General features: G+C 24.1%; 25 protein-coding genes. 20 read left to right on the top strand and 5 right to left on the bottom strand.

All coding sequences use genetic code 11. From position 1 onward, the window contains the following. Positions 1–5: 5 nt before the first annotated feature. The 12 genes from AAQM_RS05570 (at position 6) to AAQM_RS05620 (ending at position 5,656) form a co-directional block, all read left to right on the top strand. Positions 6–290 carry a chorismate mutase gene (locus AAQM_RS05570; protein WP_164967042.1) on the top strand — a complete coding sequence of 95 codons (285 nt, stop codon included), beginning with the start codon at positions 6–8 and terminating at the stop codon, positions 288–290. Further along, positions 287–781, top strand: coding sequence for a transglutaminase-like domain-containing protein (locus AAQM_RS05575; RefSeq protein WP_228254518.1), 495 nt, complete (start codon positions 287–289; stop codon positions 779–781). The genes AAQM_RS05570 and AAQM_RS05575 overlap by 4 nt, the downstream gene beginning before the upstream one ends. A 17-nt stretch (positions 782–798) precedes the next feature. After that, positions 799–1,314 carry a GNAT family N-acetyltransferase gene (locus AAQM_RS12760; RefSeq protein WP_228254517.1) on the top strand — a complete coding sequence of 172 codons (516 nt, stop codon included), beginning with the start codon at positions 799–801 and terminating at the stop codon, positions 1,312–1,314. After that, positions 1,305–1,829, top strand: coding sequence for a GNAT family N-acetyltransferase (locus AAQM_RS05580; RefSeq protein WP_129095086.1), 525 nt, complete (start codon positions 1,305–1,307; stop codon positions 1,827–1,829). Before AAQM_RS12760 ends, AAQM_RS05580 begins: the two co-directional genes overlap by 10 nt. Before the next feature lie 18 nt (positions 1,830–1,847). Next, the gene (locus tag AAQM_RS05585) at positions 1,848–2,093 is read left to right on the top strand and encodes a helix-hairpin-helix domain-containing protein (protein WP_129095085.1); all 246 of its coding nucleotides are present in this window, start codon (positions 1,848–1,850) and stop codon (positions 2,091–2,093) included. Positions 2,094–2,174: 81 nt separating this feature from the next. Further along, positions 2,175–3,371: a type II toxin-antitoxin system HipA family toxin gene (locus AAQM_RS05590; RefSeq protein ID WP_129095084.1), complete on the top strand. Its 1,197-nt coding sequence runs from the start codon at positions 2,175–2,177 to the stop codon at positions 3,369–3,371. Next, entirely contained in the window at positions 3,358–3,594 is a 237-nt protein-coding gene (locus tag AAQM_RS05595; RefSeq protein WP_164967041.1) for a helix-turn-helix transcriptional regulator, read from the top strand. Before AAQM_RS05590 ends, AAQM_RS05595 begins: the two co-directional genes overlap by 14 nt. Then, positions 3,595–3,840, top strand: coding sequence for a hypothetical protein (locus AAQM_RS05600; RefSeq protein ID WP_129095082.1), 246 nt, complete (start codon positions 3,595–3,597; stop codon positions 3,838–3,840). A gap of 4 nt (positions 3,841–3,844) precedes the next feature. Continuing rightward, a complete protein-coding gene (locus AAQM_RS05605; protein WP_228254516.1) occupies positions 3,845–4,042 on the top strand; it encodes a P-loop nucleotide/nucleoside kinase family protein in 198 nt (65 codons plus the stop codon). Between the two features lie 9 nt (positions 4,043–4,051). Continuing rightward, a complete protein-coding gene (locus AAQM_RS05610; RefSeq protein ID WP_129095081.1) occupies positions 4,052–4,399 on the top strand; it encodes a zinc ribbon domain-containing protein YjdM in 348 nt (115 codons plus the stop codon). A 47-nt stretch (positions 4,400–4,446) separates the two neighbouring features. Next, positions 4,447–5,061 (top strand): hypothetical protein, encoded by a 615-nt coding sequence (locus AAQM_RS05615; protein WP_228254515.1) that lies wholly within the window; start codon positions 4,447–4,449, stop codon positions 5,059–5,061. A gap of 4 nt (positions 5,062–5,065) precedes the next feature. Then, positions 5,066–5,656, top strand: coding sequence for a Crp/Fnr family transcriptional regulator (locus AAQM_RS05620; protein WP_129095079.1), 591 nt, complete (start codon positions 5,066–5,068; stop codon positions 5,654–5,656). 2 nt (positions 5,657–5,658) lie between these two features. On the opposite strand, the gene AAQM_RS05625 is transcribed toward AAQM_RS05620, so the two are convergent. Beyond that, the gene (locus AAQM_RS05625) at positions 5,659–7,014 is read right to left on the bottom strand and encodes an SLC13 family permease (RefSeq protein ID WP_129095078.1); all 1,356 of its coding nucleotides are present in this window, start codon (positions 7,012–7,014) and stop codon (positions 5,659–5,661) included. 119 nt (positions 7,015–7,133) lie between these two features. Between AAQM_RS05625 and AAQM_RS05630 the strand changes: the two genes are divergently transcribed. The 4 genes from AAQM_RS05630 (at position 7,134) to AAQM_RS05645 (ending at position 10,243) form a co-directional block, all read left to right on the top strand. Next, positions 7,134–8,015, top strand: a complete 882-nt coding sequence (locus tag AAQM_RS05630; RefSeq protein ID WP_129095077.1) for a DMT family transporter — start codon at positions 7,134–7,136, stop codon at positions 8,013–8,015. A 9-nt stretch (positions 8,016–8,024) separates the two neighbouring features. Beyond that, positions 8,025–8,840: an aldo/keto reductase family protein gene (locus AAQM_RS05635; RefSeq protein WP_129095076.1), complete on the top strand. Its 816-nt coding sequence runs from the start codon at positions 8,025–8,027 to the stop codon at positions 8,838–8,840. Positions 8,841–8,846: 6 nt separating this feature from the next. Continuing rightward, entirely contained in the window at positions 8,847–9,653 is an 807-nt protein-coding gene (locus AAQM_RS05640; protein ID WP_129095075.1) for a helix-turn-helix domain-containing protein, read from the top strand. Between the two features lie 65 nt (positions 9,654–9,718). Then, complete coding sequence (locus tag AAQM_RS05645) at positions 9,719–10,243, top strand: YbhB/YbcL family Raf kinase inhibitor-like protein (RefSeq protein WP_129095074.1); 525 nt, start codon at positions 9,719–9,721, stop codon at positions 10,241–10,243. 14 nt (positions 10,244–10,257) lie between these two features. Here the strand turns inward: AAQM_RS05645 and AAQM_RS05650 are convergent, their stop codons facing one another. Further along, positions 10,258–10,992, bottom strand: coding sequence for a thioredoxin fold domain-containing protein (locus tag AAQM_RS05650; RefSeq protein ID WP_129095073.1), 735 nt, complete (start codon positions 10,990–10,992; stop codon positions 10,258–10,260). Between the two features lie 210 nt (positions 10,993–11,202). Between AAQM_RS05650 and AAQM_RS05655 the strand changes: the two genes are divergently transcribed. Continuing rightward, the gene (locus AAQM_RS05655) at positions 11,203–12,495 is read left to right on the top strand and encodes a methyl-accepting chemotaxis protein (protein WP_129095072.1); all 1,293 of its coding nucleotides are present in this window, start codon (positions 11,203–11,205) and stop codon (positions 12,493–12,495) included. Between the two features lie 32 nt (positions 12,496–12,527). On the opposite strand, the gene AAQM_RS05660 is transcribed toward AAQM_RS05655, so the two are convergent. Further along, entirely contained in the window at positions 12,528–13,574 is a 1,047-nt protein-coding gene (locus AAQM_RS05660; protein ID WP_129095071.1) for a PAS domain-containing sensor histidine kinase, read from the bottom strand. A gap of 185 nt (positions 13,575–13,759) precedes the next feature. Between AAQM_RS05660 and AAQM_RS05665 the strand changes: the two genes are divergently transcribed. Genes AAQM_RS05665 through AAQM_RS05675 form a run of 3 tightly spaced genes read left to right on the top strand, consistent with a single transcriptional unit; the run spans position 13,760 to position 15,761 of the window. Further along, entirely contained in the window at positions 13,760–13,927 is a 168-nt protein-coding gene (locus AAQM_RS05665) for a hypothetical protein (RefSeq protein ID WP_164967040.1), read from the top strand. A 22-nt stretch (positions 13,928–13,949) separates the two neighbouring features. Further along, positions 13,950–14,981 (top strand): chemotaxis protein CheW, encoded by a 1,032-nt coding sequence (locus AAQM_RS05670; protein ID WP_129095070.1) that lies wholly within the window; start codon positions 13,950–13,952, stop codon positions 14,979–14,981. A gap of 27 nt (positions 14,982–15,008) precedes the next feature. Then, complete coding sequence (locus AAQM_RS05675) at positions 15,009–15,761, top strand: response regulator transcription factor (protein WP_129095069.1); 753 nt, start codon at positions 15,009–15,011, stop codon at positions 15,759–15,761. Here AAQM_RS05675 and AAQM_RS05680 read toward each other — a convergent pair. Next, positions 15,747–16,670: an AEC family transporter gene (locus tag AAQM_RS05680; protein WP_129095068.1), complete on the bottom strand. Its 924-nt coding sequence runs from the start codon at positions 16,668–16,670 to the stop codon at positions 15,747–15,749. The genes AAQM_RS05675 and AAQM_RS05680 overlap by 15 nt on opposite strands. 57 nt (positions 16,671–16,727) lie before the next feature. Next, positions 16,728–17,645 carry an NAD(P)-binding protein gene (locus tag AAQM_RS05685; protein WP_129095067.1) on the bottom strand — a complete coding sequence of 306 codons (918 nt, stop codon included), beginning with the start codon at positions 17,643–17,645 and terminating at the stop codon, positions 16,728–16,730.

Genomic DNA, 17,645 nt, shown 5'->3' on the forward strand with positions numbered 1-17,645 from the left:
AAATAATGGAATGTAATTCAATAGATGAAGTAAGAAATAACATAAATAACATCGATGAACAAATAGTAAAACTAGTCGCTTTAAGAGGTGTTTTTGTAAAACAAGCTGTTAAATTTAAAAAAGATAGTGAAGATGTTAAAGCTCCTAAAAGAGTAGAAGAAGTTATTTCAAAAGTAAAAAATATTGCACGATTAAATAGTGCGAATGAAGAAGTTGTTGAAAATATTTATAAAGCTATGATAGAAAGTTTTATAAAGCTTGAGATGAAAGAGTTTGAGAATCTAAAATGAAAGAGTTTTTAGAAGAGACACAAATAATAGATTTTAAAAATAAAGAAGTTTTTAGTCTTGCACAAGAGTTGGCAAAGAATTGTAAAACAGATGCTGAAATAGCAAAAAATTGTTTTTTGTATGTAAGAGATAATATTCATCATAGTGGTGATTTCAAAGATGAAATTACAACTTACAAAGCAAGTGATGTTTTAAAATACAAAACAGGTTGGTGTTATGCAAAATCTCATCTTTTGGCTGCACTTTTAAGAGCAAATAGTATTCCAACAGGTTTTTGTTATCAAAGATTATCTTGTAGTGAATATAAAAAAGATATTTATTGTTTACATGGATTAAATGCGATTTATCTAAAAGAGTTTGGTTGGTATAAAGTTGATGTAAGAGGAAATAAAAGAGGTGTAAATGCGCAGTTTATTCCACCTTTTGAACAACTCGCATTTAATTTAGAAAAAGATGAGTTTGATTTAGTAAAGATTTATTTAAACCTTTAGATGTTGTGATTGAAGCTTTGAAAAAAAATAAAACTTATGATGAAATGATAGATGTTTTTCCTGATATTTCATTTTTGATTATTGATTATGATAAAAAATATTTAAAACAAATAGTTGAATTATTTACAAATACAATTCATAATATAAATAAAAAAGATTATACAAAAGAGCAGTTAAATGCTTGGGCAAATCCAAATTATGATTTAGAAATTTGGGACAAAAGAGTTGAAAAATCAAAACCATATCTTTGTATTTTAGAAGATGAAGTTGTTGGATTTTGTGAGTATTATGATGGATATATTGACTGTTTTTATGTTCATTATAAATATCAAAATTGTGGTATTGGAAAACTACTTTTAAATCATATATTTAAAATTGCAAAAGAAAAAAATATCGATAAAATTAAAGCTGATGTAAGTATCACGGCAAAGCCATTTTTTGAAAAATCAGGGTTTATTGAAGTTAGAAAAAATATAGTAAAAAAAGATGTTATTGAACTAATAAATTTTAGTATGGAATTGAAATGCAAATAAAAACACAAAGATTAAAAATAAGAACTCTTCAAAATAGTGATTTAAATGATATTTTTGATATTTATAAAAATGAAGAAACATGTAAATATTTACTTCATAATGCTTGGAATGAAAAAAATAAGAATGAAGAGTTCAAACAAAAACTATCAAAACAAAGTCTTGAAAAAGATTTTGCTATAAATTTAGCTTGTATTTTAGATGATGTAGTAATCGGTGAGATAAATATTTGGAATATTGATATGAAAGATAGTGTTGAAATAGGATATTGTTTTAACTCTAAATATAGTAGTAAAGGTTATGCAACTGAAGCTTTAATGGCTATTGTAAAATCTCTGTTTATGAACAAAAAAATTCATAGAATACAAGCAAATATGGATGCAAGAAATTTAGTATCAGCTAAACTTTGTGAAAAAATTGGAATGAGAAAAGAGGCTCATTTTATAAAAGATTTTTGGAATAAAGATGAGTGGACAGATAGTTTTATATATGGAATGTTGGTTTCTGATTTAAAATAGAGTAACAAAGGATAAAATATGGCATTTTCAAAAGAAGAAAAAGAAGAACTTTTAAAAGTAAAATATGTTGGTGAAACGGTTATAAAAAGATTTGAACAAATAGGAATTGACTCTTTAGAAAAGCTTTCAAATAGCAGTGTAGAAGAGATAACAGATATAGTTTCAGATATTTTAGGAAGTAGTTGCTGGAAAAACTCTCCTCAAGCTAAAAAAGCTGTTTCAAATGCTATTGAGTTTGCGAAAGAAAAAAATCTAAACTCTTAAAATATAAAAATGATAAAATTACTTTACATTTTTACATAAAAATCTTATAATGATAAGTAAATTTATCATTATGAGTTAAAGATGGAAAAAATATATGTAAATATAGATAATACAAATGTTGGTGAACTATTTTTTGAAAAAGATAAAAATCAATATGGATTTAATTATTTGACAAATTATAAACCAATCTCTTTGATTATGCCTTATAAAAGCTCTTCTTATATTTGGAAATATAAACTTCACCCAATTTTTGATATGAATATGCCTGAGGGTTATCTTTTTGAACTTTTTAAAAACTATTTAACAAAAGAGTATGGATATATTGATGATTTTTTAGTTTTTTCTCATATTTGTTCAAATATTCAAAGTAGATTAACATACAAAAGTGAGTTTGAAAAAAAAGAGTTTTTTTCTTTTGATTTGGATGAAGTTTTGCAAAATGATACACAAGAGACATTTTATAAAATCGTTACAACTTTTTTGGATAAAAATGCAATCTCAGGAATTCAGCCAAAATCTTTGGCAATTTTAGAAGATAAAGAGAGTTTAATCTCAAAAGAATACATCATAAAAACTTGGGCAGATGAATATCCACAACTTGCACTAAATGAGTATTTTTGCCTAAAAGCTATTGAAAAAACAAATGTAAAAATCCCAAATGTAAAAGTTTCTAAAAATAGTAAGTTTTTATTGGTAGAGCGATTTAATTATGATAAACAAACTGATAGTTTTTTAGGTTTTGAAGAAATACTTTGTTTACTTGGAAAAAATAAAGATGAAAAATATAGTGGAAGTTATGAACAAATATCAAAAGTGATTTATAGTGTAAGTACACAAAAACTAGAAGATATGAAAAGCTTTTATAAACTAATAATTATGAATTATTTGCTTAAAAATGGTGATGCTCATCTTAAAAATTTTGGAATACTTTATAATAGTGATTTTTCAAAAATATATTTTGCACCAGCTTATGATGTGGTAAATACAGTTGTATATTTTCACAAAGATAGACCAGCTTTAAGTATGTTTGGTAAAAAAGTTTGGTTTGGAAAAAAAGAGCTTGTTAAGTTTGGGATACAAAGCTGTTATTTAAATCAAAATGAAGCAAATGAAATATATGAACTTTGTATAAAAGCTTTGAAAAGTTCTATATTTGAACTTGAAGAGTATTTAAAAAGTGATAAAAATTTTGAAGAAATTGGAACAAAGATGTTAAATATTTGGAAATTATCACTTGATGAAAAAACATATAAGGAAATACCAAATGAAATTATATGAAATAGGGCAAAAAATCAAAGTTTTAAGGGAAGAAAAGGAACTAACGCAAGAAGAACTTGCAAATATTTGTGGAATAAGCAGAGTAACTTTAGGTAAAGTTGAAAAGGGTGAACTTGGAAATTCTAGTGTAAAAACTTTGGATTTGATTTTAGATAGTTTAGGTTTTGAAATAGAGTTTAAAATCAAACAAAACTTTGGACTTCCTAGTTTGGATGAGTTGTAGATGAGAAATAGATTATTTATTCTTATAAACTATGATAAAAAATATTTAAAACAAATAGTTGAATTATTTACAAATACAATTCATAATATAAATAAAAAAGATTATACAAAAGAGCAGTTAAATGCTTGGGCAAATCCAAATTATGATTTGAATATTTGGGACAAAAGATTTGAAAAATCAAAACTATTTTTTGAGTTGATAAATTTTACTTTCGATAAAATATTCAAAAAATTAGAAATAAAGTAGAAAAATGAAAAATAAATTATATTTAATGTGTGAAAAAATGGCATCTGGAAAATCTACACTATCAAAAAAACTAGCAGAAGAGAACAATGCAATATTATTGAGTGAAGATGAAATACTAAAAAAACTTTATCCAGATGAGATAAAAAGCTATCAAAATTATAAGAAAGCATTATTATTGTATAATAGGGCATTTAATGTTTAAAGGAAAAGAATGAGTCAATTACCAAACTGTCCAAAATGTGGAAGTGAATATACTTACGAAGATGGAGATTTGTATATCTGTCCTGAGTGTGCAAATGAGTGGTCGCAAGATTCATCTTTACAAAGTGATAGTGATGCTTTAGTTGTAAAAGATGCAAATGGTACTATTTTACAAGATGGAGATGATGTAACTGTTATCAAAGATTTAAAAGTTAAAGGAAGTTCTTCAGGTATAAAAGTTGGTACTAAAATCAAAGGTATTAGACTTGTTGAGGGAAATGATGGTCACAATATCGACTGTAAAGTTCCAGGTGTTGGAGCTATTAAATTAAAACAAGAGTTTGTAAAAAAATCTTAAATAATTATTTAAATAAGAAGTTTTAATCCAAAAGGCTTAAAATGAATATGAAAAAACTAAAGGATATGGAAGAAGAGTTTTTGACTTTTTATCCAACAGGTTTTGAAGATGCGAAGTTTTTCCCAACTATGAAAAAATTTGACCCTTCAAAACTTGAAGCGTTCACAAAAGAAAATCTAAAAAAAGAGAATTTTTCAAACCCAAATTTGGTTGTTCAATCTTTTTTTCAAATTATTCAAAAATCTGTTTTGGTTTCATTGTTTGATAAACTAAAGTTTAGAGATATGTTAGCAAATTTAACTTCTTATGAAAAAGATATGTTAAGTATAGAATTGTATGAATTATTACATGGAAATCAAAAAAATGGATTTGAGGGAATAGTAGAGTTTTTATCTCAATACAATCTTGCAAAATGGACGATAATTTCTGTTGTTTTATATTATAACGATAGACAAAAAGAGTATTTTATAAAACCAACAACTACAAAAAATGTAATCAAATATTTTGAAATAAAAGATTTAGTTTATAAACCAACTCCTAGTTTTGAGTTTTATGATGCTTATAAAAAAATCTTAAATGAGATGAAAAAAAATGTAAGTAAATCTGTGAGTTTTGATAATGCAGCTTTTACTGGATTTTTACGAATAGGAATGGAAGATTGATTTTATGAATGAATTGTATTATGAACAATTTAGAAATGTGTGTAAACAATATTATGATTTTGATGATGAAAATTTTGAAAGATTAAAAAATATCACTTTTTTAAAAGAGGTAAAAAAAGCAGAAATTTTACTTGATAATTATTCAAAAGCAAAATATATTTACTTTATTTGTAAAGGAATTTTACGAACTTATTATTTAGGTGAAAATGGAGAGATTTATACAAAAAATCTTTTTAGTGAAAACTATTTTTCTGCTTCAAAGGTTTCACTTATTACAAAAGAAGATTCATACTTAAATATTGAAGCTTTAGAAGATAGTACACTTATTTTTATTGATTTTGAAAAGTACAAAGAGTTGATAGATAAATATAATGAATTTAAGACTTTTTACATAAATTATTTAGAAAAAAATTGGGTAATTGTAAAAGAAAAAAATGAAATATCTTTGATTCTTGATGATGCAACAACAAGATATGAAAACTTTATAAAAAACAATCCAAACATAGAAAATAGAATTGCTCAACATCATATCGCAAATCATTTGGGTATAACTCCAACTCAGTTGAGTCGGATTAGGAAAAAGTTAAATAAATAAAACTAAATTATATTTTTTACAAATTGCATCCAATAATATTGCAATGGAAATAAAAAAATTATAGTAATAACTGCAAGTATCAATAAAAACTTTATAGCTTGTGTTTGTTTGATATTTGCCAAAGCCAAACCAATAATTATTGGTGGAGATTGGTAAGGTAAAAATAGAGTAGAAAAAGCAGATACTTCCATCATAATTACCTCATTTAAACTAAAACTACTTATTGAACTTATATGCTCAGCCATTGGAGTGAAAATAGCAGGAATTGATGGTTGAGTTATGAAAATACCAGTAAATGACATAAACGAACTAATAAGTATTTGATTTAAAACTTTATACTCTGTAGGTTTATATAGATTAATTATTGATGTTAAAACTTCTTTTATATAATCATTTGTTGCAACAATATTTCCAAAACTAATAATAGCTGCAACTAAAAGTAAAGAAGCAAAATTTATACTATTTACATCTTTTGTTTTTATGATATTTATTGTTGGATTTGCTAAAAATAAAACACCTACTATTGCAATAACACTTGCCGAAATGCCATGTATAAAATCTGTTGCCCAAAAAAGAATCATTGTAAAAGTAGTGTAGATTACTGTTTTTTCATCTTTTGATAAAATATTTTTTTCACTTTTGTAAAAAGTGTATTTAGGAGTATCATTGTACATGAAATATAGTAGTGCCACAAGAATTAAGTTTTTTATGAAACCTAAAACAAAAAAATTAGCAACTAAATAGTGTGAATATAAAAGTTCAAAACCATAAATCTCATATGTTAATCCACTTAATATCATATTTGGAACATTTGCTGGCAAGATTGTAAATGCTGGTATTACAGTTGAAAAAATGAAAGCTAACATTATTCCAGTATAACCTTTGTCTTTTTCTTTAAAACCAAAATTTTTAGCAACAATCATGGCAATTGGAATTAAAAGTACAGTTCTTCCTAAACTTGAAGGCATAACAAAACTAAACAATAAAGAAAAAATATTTATAAAAATTAGAATATTTAAATAATTTGGATTTTTTATAGAAGAAAAAAGTGTAGAAAACCTTTCACTTAAATTTACATTTTTTATAGCACTTGCTATTAACATACCTGCAAATACAAGCCAAAAAGCAGAAGATGAAAATCCTGAAAAAATAATATCTTTGCTACTTAAAGAGAATATCAAACAAGTAAATAAAAAGATAAGAGATGTTTGATAATTTGGTATTATAGAAGTTGCCCAAAAAATAATTGTTGTTGTAAGTAATGAGATTAAAATCAGATTTTTAGTATCAAATATAAAATTTGAGGCAATAAAATAAATCAAAATAGGAATAATAAAAAATAAAATATTTTTAATCAAAAATAACCCTTATGAAGCTGTAATTTTTAATTTAATATCAACATATGTAAATGATTAAAAAAGTTTATTCTACTATGATTAGATTAAGTATTTATTTAATTTACATATAAAGGATTATTTTGACTGAAACTTTAAAAGCTCATTTATCAGTATTATTAGCTACCTTTTTAGTTGCAGGTTCATTTATAGCAAGTGCAAAACTTTCAGGTGTTATTGATTCTATTTCTTTGACTTTATATAGATTTGTTTTAGCAGCTATTATTTTAGCTCCAGTTATTTTGATAAAAAAAGAGTATAGAAAAAAGATTATTTCAACTTTTCCAAGAGCTATGATTATAGGATTGTTTTATGCTTTATATTTTATTGGTATGTTCAAATCTTTGGAGACAACAACAGCTTTAAATACAGGAACTTTATATACTTTAGTTCCTTTGATGACAGCGATTTTATGTATATTCTTTTTTAAAGAAAAAATGAATTTAAAACAACTTTTTATATATTTTATAGGAATTGTTGGTACTTGTATAGTTGTATTCAAAGCAGATTTCGAATTGTTTTTAGGTTTTTCTTTAAATGAAGGGGATATTATATTTTTACTTGCTTCAACTTCAATGGCTTTGTATTCGATATTTTTGAAACTTCTACATAAAAAAGGAGATATTCTTTTAGTATTAGTTTTTACAACACTAATTGGTGGATGTTTTTGGATGTTTCTAACTATGCAGGTTTTAAATATACCTTTTGGTTGGGAAAAAATAAAAGGTGATTTATTTTATTGGATGGCTTATTTAGTTATTGGAACAACAATTGTAACTCTATATTTATATCAAAAAAGTTCTATTATTTTAGGTCCTAAAAAATTGATGGCTTATGTATATCTAAGTCCTGCAATGGTTGCTGTTTTATCTTTTATAATAGAAAAACAGACTATTAATTTTAATGTTTTTATAGGGATTATCATATCAACATTTGCTACAATGATTCTTTTAAAACAAAAGTGAGAAAATATTATGAAAATACCAAATATGATTTATGGAACAGCTTGGAAAAAAGAAAATACAACTGCTTTAGTTTTTGAAGCTTTAAAACAAGGATTCAAAGCAGTTGATACAGCTTGTCAACCAAGACATTATCAAGAAGATTTAGTAGGATTGGGTTTACAAAAAGCTTATGATGAGCAAATTGTAAAAAGAGAAGATTTATTTATTCAAACAAAATTTACTCCGATTGATGGGCAAGATAAAAATAATATGCCTTATTTAGAGAGTGATGAAATAGAAATTCAAGTGGAAAAATCTTTTGAAACTTCTAAAAAAAATCTAAAGACAAATTTTATAGATGCTTATATTTTACATTCACCGGTTTATCCTGGAAGTAAACTTCAAAAAGTTTGGCAAAAAATGGAAGAGTTTGTTGATGCCCAAGAAGTAGGGCAATTAGGAATTAGTAATTGTTATGATTTAGATGTTTTAGTTTATATTTATAACAATGCAAAAATAAAACCATCAATCGTGCAAAATCGATTTTATGCTCAAAGTGGATATGACAAAGAAATAAGAGCTTTTTGTAATCAAAATGGCATAAAATATGAGAGTTTTTGGTCTTTAACTGCAAATCCACATATTTTAACAAGTGAGATTTTACAAAATTTATCAAAAAAATATCAACGAGGTGTTGCTGAGATTTTTTATAGATTTTTAAATCATATAGATATTACACCTTTAAATGGAACAACATCAACAAAACATATGATTGAAGATTTAAAAATTGGTGATTTTTCTTTATCAAATGATGAAATAAATGAAATTTCTAAACTTTTAGGATAGAAAAATATGGAAAAATCTTTATCAAATTTATCAATTTGTAAATATATTCAATATAAAGAACAACAAAAAAGAGAGGTTTTTATCTCTTCAAATATTTTAATTTTTGTGATAAAAGGTACAAAAGTTTTACATTTTGGAGATGAAAAGATTATTGTAAATTCAAATGATGTTCTTTTTTTGAAAAGTGGAAATTATGTAATGAGTGAAGTATTAGATGAATATTTTGAATCAATATTATTTACATATGATGATGCTATTCTTTTGGATTTTATAAAAAAATATAATTTAGATTTTGAAGAGATACTATCTTTTGATAATAACTATTTTAAAATCAAAAAAACACCTATTTTTGAAATTTTTCAATCTTCAGTTTTGAACTATCTTACTGCAAACTCTTCAAATAAAGAATCTATTATAAGATTAAAATTAGAAGAACTTTTTTTCAATATTTTAGAATCTGATTCAAAAGAGTACTTTAAAATATTTTTATCTTCAATTTACAATGAGTATTTTTTTAAAATAAAAATAGAAAAAGAGTTTGATTTCGAAAAAAATATTTTATTTTTTGCAAAAGAATTTAATATGACAGATTTAGCTTTTAGAAATAAATTTAAAACTATCTTTAGTACAACACCAAAAAAATGGCAAAATGAAAAAAGACTCGAAAAGGCAAAATTATTATTGGAAATAACAAATGACAATGTAACAGAAGTCTGTTTTAAATGTGGTTTTGAAAATATTTCATGGTTTATTCAATTATTTAAAAATAGATACAAAGTTACTCCAAAACAGATAAAAAACAACAAAAATTGAATATTTCCCAATAGAATTAAATTTTATTTTTTTATATAATAATCAAAAAAAAGGATAATTAAATGATGAAAAAAACACTATTAGGTTTAGTTTGTTGTGCAAGTTTTTTATTTGCAGATAATTTTACATTAAGTAGTTCTGATTTAAAAGGACAACTTACAAAAAAACAAGAATTCAATGGTTTTGGATGTAGTGGAGAAAATATTTCACCACAACTTTCTTGGGAAAATGCACCCAAAGAAACAAAATCATTTGCCGTAACTGTTTATGACCCAGATGCACCGACAGGTTCTGGATGGTGGCATTGGGTTGTTTTTGATATCTCTAAAGATAAAACAACATTAGCTTCAGGATTTGGAAATAGTGAATCAAAAGATGCTATTCAAAGTATAACGGATTATGGTAAAAGTGGTTTTGGAGGAGCTTGTCCACCCCTTGGAGATAAAGCTCATAGATATATTTTTACAGTTCATGCACTTGATGTTGAAACTTTAGGGTTAGATAAAAATACAAATGCTGCAACAGTTGGTTATTATATAAATTCTCACACGATTTCTAAAGCTTCATTAATTTCATATTATAAAAGATAAGTATCAAATGATACTTATCTTACTTCTATTCCATATTTTTCAAGCATATGAACCCAAACAAGACTATTTCCATTTTTATCAAAAATAGTAGGAGTTCCTTGAACATTTAAATTCATTCCAATTTGAACTTGTTCTTCTAAATGTTTTTCAAGTTTTGAAAGTTGAGATTGTGAATATTTTGCATTTTTTGCTTTATCTAAGTTTTCACTTACGTCAAACATAGCATCAATTTTTTGTAAAGTTGTTTTTTGACTCATTACATATAAAGATAAATCTTTAGCATTCTCATGTGATTCTAAAGGAAAATAGAAAACTCTAATTTTTACTTTATCTTTTATTTGAGGAAGATATGACTCAAATTTTTTACAATAAGGACACTCAGGATCTGTAAATAAAAAATATTCATCTTTACCATTTCCAAAAACAAAAGCTTCTTTTCCTCTAACTCCTGTTAAATCTACAGGTGCTGATACTTTCATTCCATTATTTGCATCAATAACGTCACCTGAAAGAATAAGTTTTTTATCTTTTGTTAGATAAATTTCATCTTTGTTACCTTGAACATCAATAGTTAAAATATATAAGCTTCCAATATCATAAGCTTTTATTATTTTTATTTGTGCTTTTTTAAATAGTTCTAATTGTTCCATTTGAGTTATTTCTACTTTTGATACTTCTTTTGTTGAAGCATTTAAAGTAAAAGATAATAGAACTAAACTAATTAATACCTTTTTTAATAAACTTAACATTACTGTTCCTAATATAAAATTTTTCGCGTATTGTATCAGTATTAGGTTAATAGTATGTCTAAAAGTGATTAATTATAATTTAAAGTAAATTAATAATTTTACAAATGCTATTTTAATGCTATTCTTTATTAAAAATAACTAAAAAATAAGTACTATTTTTTTAAGCTTTTTTATGTAAAATAAATAAAATTTTAAAAATAAGGCAAAATTATGGAAAATGCAAAAAAATATTTAGTTGCATCTTATGTTGTTACTCTATTTTCAGTAGGTTTTTTGTCTTATTTATCCAGTTTAAATAGTCAAAATATTTTGACTTTTTCTTTAGTATTTATAGTTTTAATTTCTGTGATATTTTTTTATGGAATTAATCTTTTAAAAAGTAAGAAAGAGGAAATTATTTTTAGCGAAATAGAAAAAAAAGATATCTTCTTGGAAAAAGAATTTTTAGAAGATTTAAGTAGAGTCTCTTTTGAATTTTCGAATAATATATTTAAATCAAAAATAGATTCAAAAACAAAAAATGAAGATTTCCAGCAAGTTGCAAATAACATAAATAATAGCATTGATAATTTATCAAGTAGTTTTGAACAGATATTGGATTTTTTTGAAAAATTTCAGAAAAATGATTTTACAGTAGAGATAAAAAACAATCAAACAGAACAATTAGAATTATTAATACAAAGTGTAAATAAATTAAATGTAAAAATATCAAAAATGCTTTTAAGTAGTCTAAAAAATGGAACTGCCTTTAAACAAAATGCTGATAAATTAAGAAATAATATGGAACTTTTAAGTACAAATATCTTCAATCAAGCTACTATTTTAGAGCAAACATCTTCTTTGGTTGATGAGATTACAAAAAGTGTTAAAAACAATAGTTCTGATGTTGATAAAATGTTAAGTTATTCAAATGAACTTTTAATTTCTGTAAATAAAGGTTTTGATAGTGCTAAAAATAGTGCTACTTTAATGGATAACATAAATGAAAAAACAAAAGCAATACAAGAAGCAATAACTATAATTGACCAGATAGCTTTTCAAACAAATATTTTAAGTTTAAATGCAGCTGTTGAGGCAGCAACTGCTGGAGAAGCTGGAAAAGGATTTGCAGTTGTTGCTCAAGAAGTAAGAAATCTTGCAAGTAGAAGTGCTCAGGCTGCAAAAGAGATAAAAATATTGGTTGAAAGTGCAACTAAAGAGACAGATAATGGAAAAACAGCTTCTGTAGAGATGATAAAAGAATATAATACTTTAAGCGAAAATATCAATAAAACAAAAGGAATTATTGAAAATGTTTCTTTTTCTTTAAAAGAGCAAGAAAAAGGAATAGAGCAAGTTAATGTTGCGATTTTTGATTTAGATAAAGCAACACAACAAAATGCCTTAAAAGCACAAGAAACAAAAGATATAGCAAATCAAAATGATGAAATGGCAACAACAATGGTTAGAGATACAAATAAAACAAACTTTTTTGGAAGAGATGAGTTTAATGCTAAAAAATAATAAAAAAGAATTAGAACTGAACTTGTAAAAGTTCAGTTAATTATTATAGTAAAAACTGCTCCAAGGTTTTTATTTTCTACAAAAACCTCTCCTAAGTTATCTTTTTCTAAAATATTTTTACAAATATAAAGACCTAAACCAGAGCCATTTTTTTTATTTTTTGTTGAAAAATATGGATTGAAAATTTTAGAAATAATTTTTTCATCTATTCCTTTTGCATTGTCTTCTATAAAAATTTTTTGAGTTTGATTATTTTCTTCAAAATATATTTTTATAAGAGGATTTGAAATACCTCTTTCTATAAAAGCATCTTTTGCATTATTTAAAATATTTAAAATAGCTTGTATTAGTTCATTTTTAGGTAGATGTTTTTTTTGCAGATTTTTATTTTCAATCTCTATTTTTATATTTAAAGAAGAAAAAGATTTTTCAATCATATTAAAAACGATTGCTACGATTTCATTTAAACTAACTAGTTCTTTTTTTGAATCTGTAGTAAAAAAATTTCTAAAATCATCTATGGTTGTAGACATATATTGAATATGTTTATTTATGTCACTCAAAGAGTTATTTAAAAAATCTTTATCTATTTTATTTGTATTATTTCTTAGTTTTATTCTTGTTAGCATACTTGAAATAGTTGATAATGGTTGTCTCCATTGGTGAGCTATCATAGAAATCATCTCTCCCATTGCTGAAAGCCTTGAGTGATAAATTACCATTTTTTCTTTCTCTTTTAATTCTCTTAAATCTAAAATAAATATTATTTTATACTCTTTATCTTCGTAAAATATATCTTTTATTTTTATGATTACAGGTATTGTTGTTCCGTCTTTTGTAATCAAAGAGATTTCTTGGAAAAGTTTTTCATTATATTTTATATATTTTTCTACAGAAGTAGGTATTAAAACACCTGTTGCTAATTTATCTATTAGTTCATCTTTTGTTTCATAGCCTAAAATTTCCAATAAAGGTTGATTTATATTTTTAATAAAACCTTCTTGAAGTATTAAAATTCCTTCTATTGTATTATTTATTATTTCATTTAGATTTATAACAATTTGTTCTTGAGTTTTCATATTGACCTATATTTTTGATAAAATTATATAATATGGTAAAATTATTTTAAAAAAGATTAAGCTAAAAATATTTAAAAATAGATAGAAATTGAAACACTTTTTAATCTTTTTATTTTTTTTGAATAAAAAGTTATTTTTATATCAAAAATAATGATATTATAGAATATATCGATAAAAGGTAGATTATGAAAAATTTATTTATTTTAGTTGCAATAATTTTAATCTTCACAGGTTGTATTTTCAATAATCAACTTACAGAAGAAGATTGTAAAAAACAAGGTAAAATCTACAAAGAAAAAGAGGTTCTAAATTTAAGAACAGGTAAGAAAGAAATTAGAACTGAATGTATATGAAAAATTACAAATAAGAGAAGAAATGAAAAATACAAATGTAACAGTAGAATTACTGAAATTAGAAAAACTTTTAAATAAAGTAGGGGATTTGGTAATAACAAATTCTATGATGGCTCAATCTATTGAAAACTTACCTTCAAGTGAAGAAAAAAAGAGTTTAATAGAAAAAATAACACTTCTACAAAGACATATTGTTGAACTTCAAGATTATGCAACTGATATTAGAATGATTAAATTTGAAAGTTTAAGAGATGTATATACTAATTATTTAAATGATATAACACCAAAAGATAAAAGTATAAAATTGAAAATAGTTGGTGGTGAAACTAAAGTTGATAAATCTTTGATTGAGCAATTGGATGATTTAATAAAAATGTTGATTTCAAATGCTGTTTCATACGGAATTGAGACAAAAGAAAACAGAATTGAAAAAGAAAAAAATGAAGAAGCTACTATAAAATTAATAGTAAGTCAGCTAAATGGACAAATCTCTTTTAGTATTGAAGATGATGGTAAACACATAGAAGAAGAGCTTGATAATATTGATATTATTAAAGAAGAAATTAATAAGTTAAATGGTGATTTAGAAATATCAAAAAATCAAAATGGTTCAACTTATACTATGATTGTTCCTTTAACACACTCTATTTTAGATGGATTAAATATAAAAATTGGAGATTCATTATTTATTCTTCCTACTTCTTCTATTGTAGAATCAATTCAACCAACAAAAGAGATGATAAAGTATGTTGGAGATGGAACAAGTCAATTATTGATGCTAAGAAATGAATTTATACCTATAATAAAACTATATGAGTATTTTAATATAACTCCTAAAGCAAAAAAATTAGAAGATGGAATTTTAATCATAGTAAAATCAAATGAGCAAAAAGCAGCGTTTTTAATTGATGAATTTTTACAGCAACAACAAGTTGTTTTAAAAGCAATAGAAACAAATTTCAAAAAAATACAAAGTGTAGCAGGAGCTACTGTTAGAGGTGATGGAAGTATTGGTTTGATTATTGATGTTAAAACTATTCTTGAATCTCACTAAAAAAGATTTATTATAAGGGAAAATATTTTGTTGGATTATGTTTTACTTGAAAAATATGGTAAAAAAATATCAGTTTTATTTGTTGAAGATGATGATAGCTTAAGAAAAGAGATGAGTTTTTTATTGGGTGATATTTTTGAATATATTGATATTTCTGCAGATGGAGAAGAGGGATTTAATAAATATACTAATTATTATAAAGAAAATTTATCTTATTATGATTTGATAATAACAGATATTCAAATGCCAAATATGAATGGTATAAATTTAATAAAAAATATTTATAAATTAAATCCAAAACAAAAAGTATTAGTTTTATCAGCTCATAATGAAAGTGATTATTTATTAGAACTTGTAAATATAGGCATTGCACAATTTATTTTAAAACCTGTTGATTATGATAATTTTTTAGAAGTTATATTTAAAGTATCAAAAAATATTTATGAAAAAAAATATAAAAAAGAGTCAAAAAATAATTCTTTTGTGAAACTAACAGAAGATTTATTTTGGAATAAAGAATTAAAGCAACTAATTTTTAAAAATCAGATATTAAAATTAACAAAAAAAGAATTTTTATTGCTTGATTTACTTTTAAAATATCCCGAAAAAGTCTATACTAATGAGGAAATTATAAATTTTTTGTGGTCAGGCGAGTTAAATTTAGATGTACAAATATCTAATCTAAAAAACTTAATTTCAAGACTTAGAAAAAAAGTTCCAGATTTAGATATAAAAAATAACTATGGTTTTGGTTATAGTATTAAACTAACTAGTGTATAAATAAACCATCATTGGTATATAAAAAAGTGATACTAATGTTGAAATAAAAACAGCAAGAGATATTTTTTCCGGTTTTACATCAAGTAATGTAGCTACAGTTACTGTATTTCCAGCAAGTGGAACAATAGAAAAAATAAACATTAATAAGTGAAAATCTTTATTTAAAAAATTCAAATAGTTTTTATCAATATAAATAAAAATTAGTATTAAAACAGGCCAAATTACAAACTTTATAAATAAACTATAAAAAATAAATCTTTTATCAAAAGCACCGTTTGTTTTTATTTTTTCCATTCCCATACCTAAAAACATCATTCCTAAAATCGCATAAGCACCTTTTAGATAGTCTGAATAATCCAAAAATATTTCAGGCATTTTAAATCCAAAAATATTTAATATTAATCCTAATAAAAAAGCATATAAAACAGGAAGTTTGATAACTTTTATAAAACTTTGTTTAGCTGTAAAATTACCTTTTGCAGTTATATAGTAACCAACAGAGTTTTGATATAAAAGTGAAGCTAAAACAGTAAATATAAAAACATCCACTATTGAAGGCTCTAAAAATAGTATAGCAAGAGGAATTCCAATATTCCCTGTATTTCCTGTGGCTGTACTAAAAGCTAATAGATTAGAAGTGTTGTCTTGATAAATTTTTTTGAAAAAAGATAAAGAGATAAAAGCAATAATTGTACTAAGTAAAAAAAAGAAAATAGGTAAAAATATAACTGAAGCTTCGAGTTTTACATTAAGTGTTGCATTAAAAACTATAATAGGAGCTAATATAAAAAGTAAGATTTTAGCGATACTTTCTTTATCACATTTTAAAAAAACAGTAGAAAAAAGACCTAATAATATACTAAAATAAAGGGGAATAATTTTCCCTAAAAGTGTCAAAAAAACGCTCATATTCAACCTTGTTAAAAGATGAATAGTAGCATTTTATTATGTATAAAATATGTAGATTTAAAGATTATTAAAAGTTACATTTCCAAGTAATTCAGAACTTAAAAATGTCGCTTCTAAATTATTATAATTAAAATAATCTCCACAAATTCCTAGATTTTTTTCATTATTTAAAAAATATGGCATATCTAAAGAGCTTTTTGCAAAAGCGTATTTCCACAAGTGTGGAATAACTTCAAATTTATTTAATTCTTCTTGAAGTTCTTCATCTAAATTTTCTAAAAATATCTCATAAATATTCTCTTTTGATTTATGATTTACACAATTAGCAAATTCCCTAGAAGAGTGAATTATATATGAACTAAAATCTTTTAAGCCATATTTTTTTGAGTTATCTATGATATTTTCTATGTCAGGATTTTCGTAAAATCTATTTTGGTCTAATTTTATATTTTTATTTGAGTATAAAATAACTGAAAAAACAGAATCATATTTAATATTTGCAACTTTTTGCTTAAAATCATTTGGAAGTTCTATATCAAGTTCTAAAATTTGAGGTGCTGGAATTGATATAAATAATAAATCAAAATCTTCATAAATTTTATGATTCTCATCTTGTAAAATCCATTTGTTATTGAAATTTTGAGCTTTTATAATTTTTGTATTTTTTACTAAATCTTTTTCATCTATTAAAAATTTACAAATAGAGTTTATTCCATTTTTAGGAATAAACTCATCATATTTAGCTTTTAAAACACCGTTTTTTACCAAATCTAAACAAAAAAGTTTTAAATCATCAGTTATTGGAACTAAGCTTGAAGTTCCATGGTCTATAAACTTATCTTCTATATATTTAGTGCTAAGTCGTCCACCAACTCCTCTTGATTTTTCAAAAATAGTTATATTTTCATATTTTTCTCTTAGGTTATTGTATAAGTTACAGCCAGATAAACCGGCTCCTATAATTGCTATTTTCAT

It is taken from the genome of Arcobacter aquimarinus (genome assembly GCF_013177635.1).
GTDB classification, from domain to species: Bacteria; Campylobacterota; Campylobacteria; order Campylobacterales; family Arcobacteraceae; genus Aliarcobacter; species Aliarcobacter aquimarinus.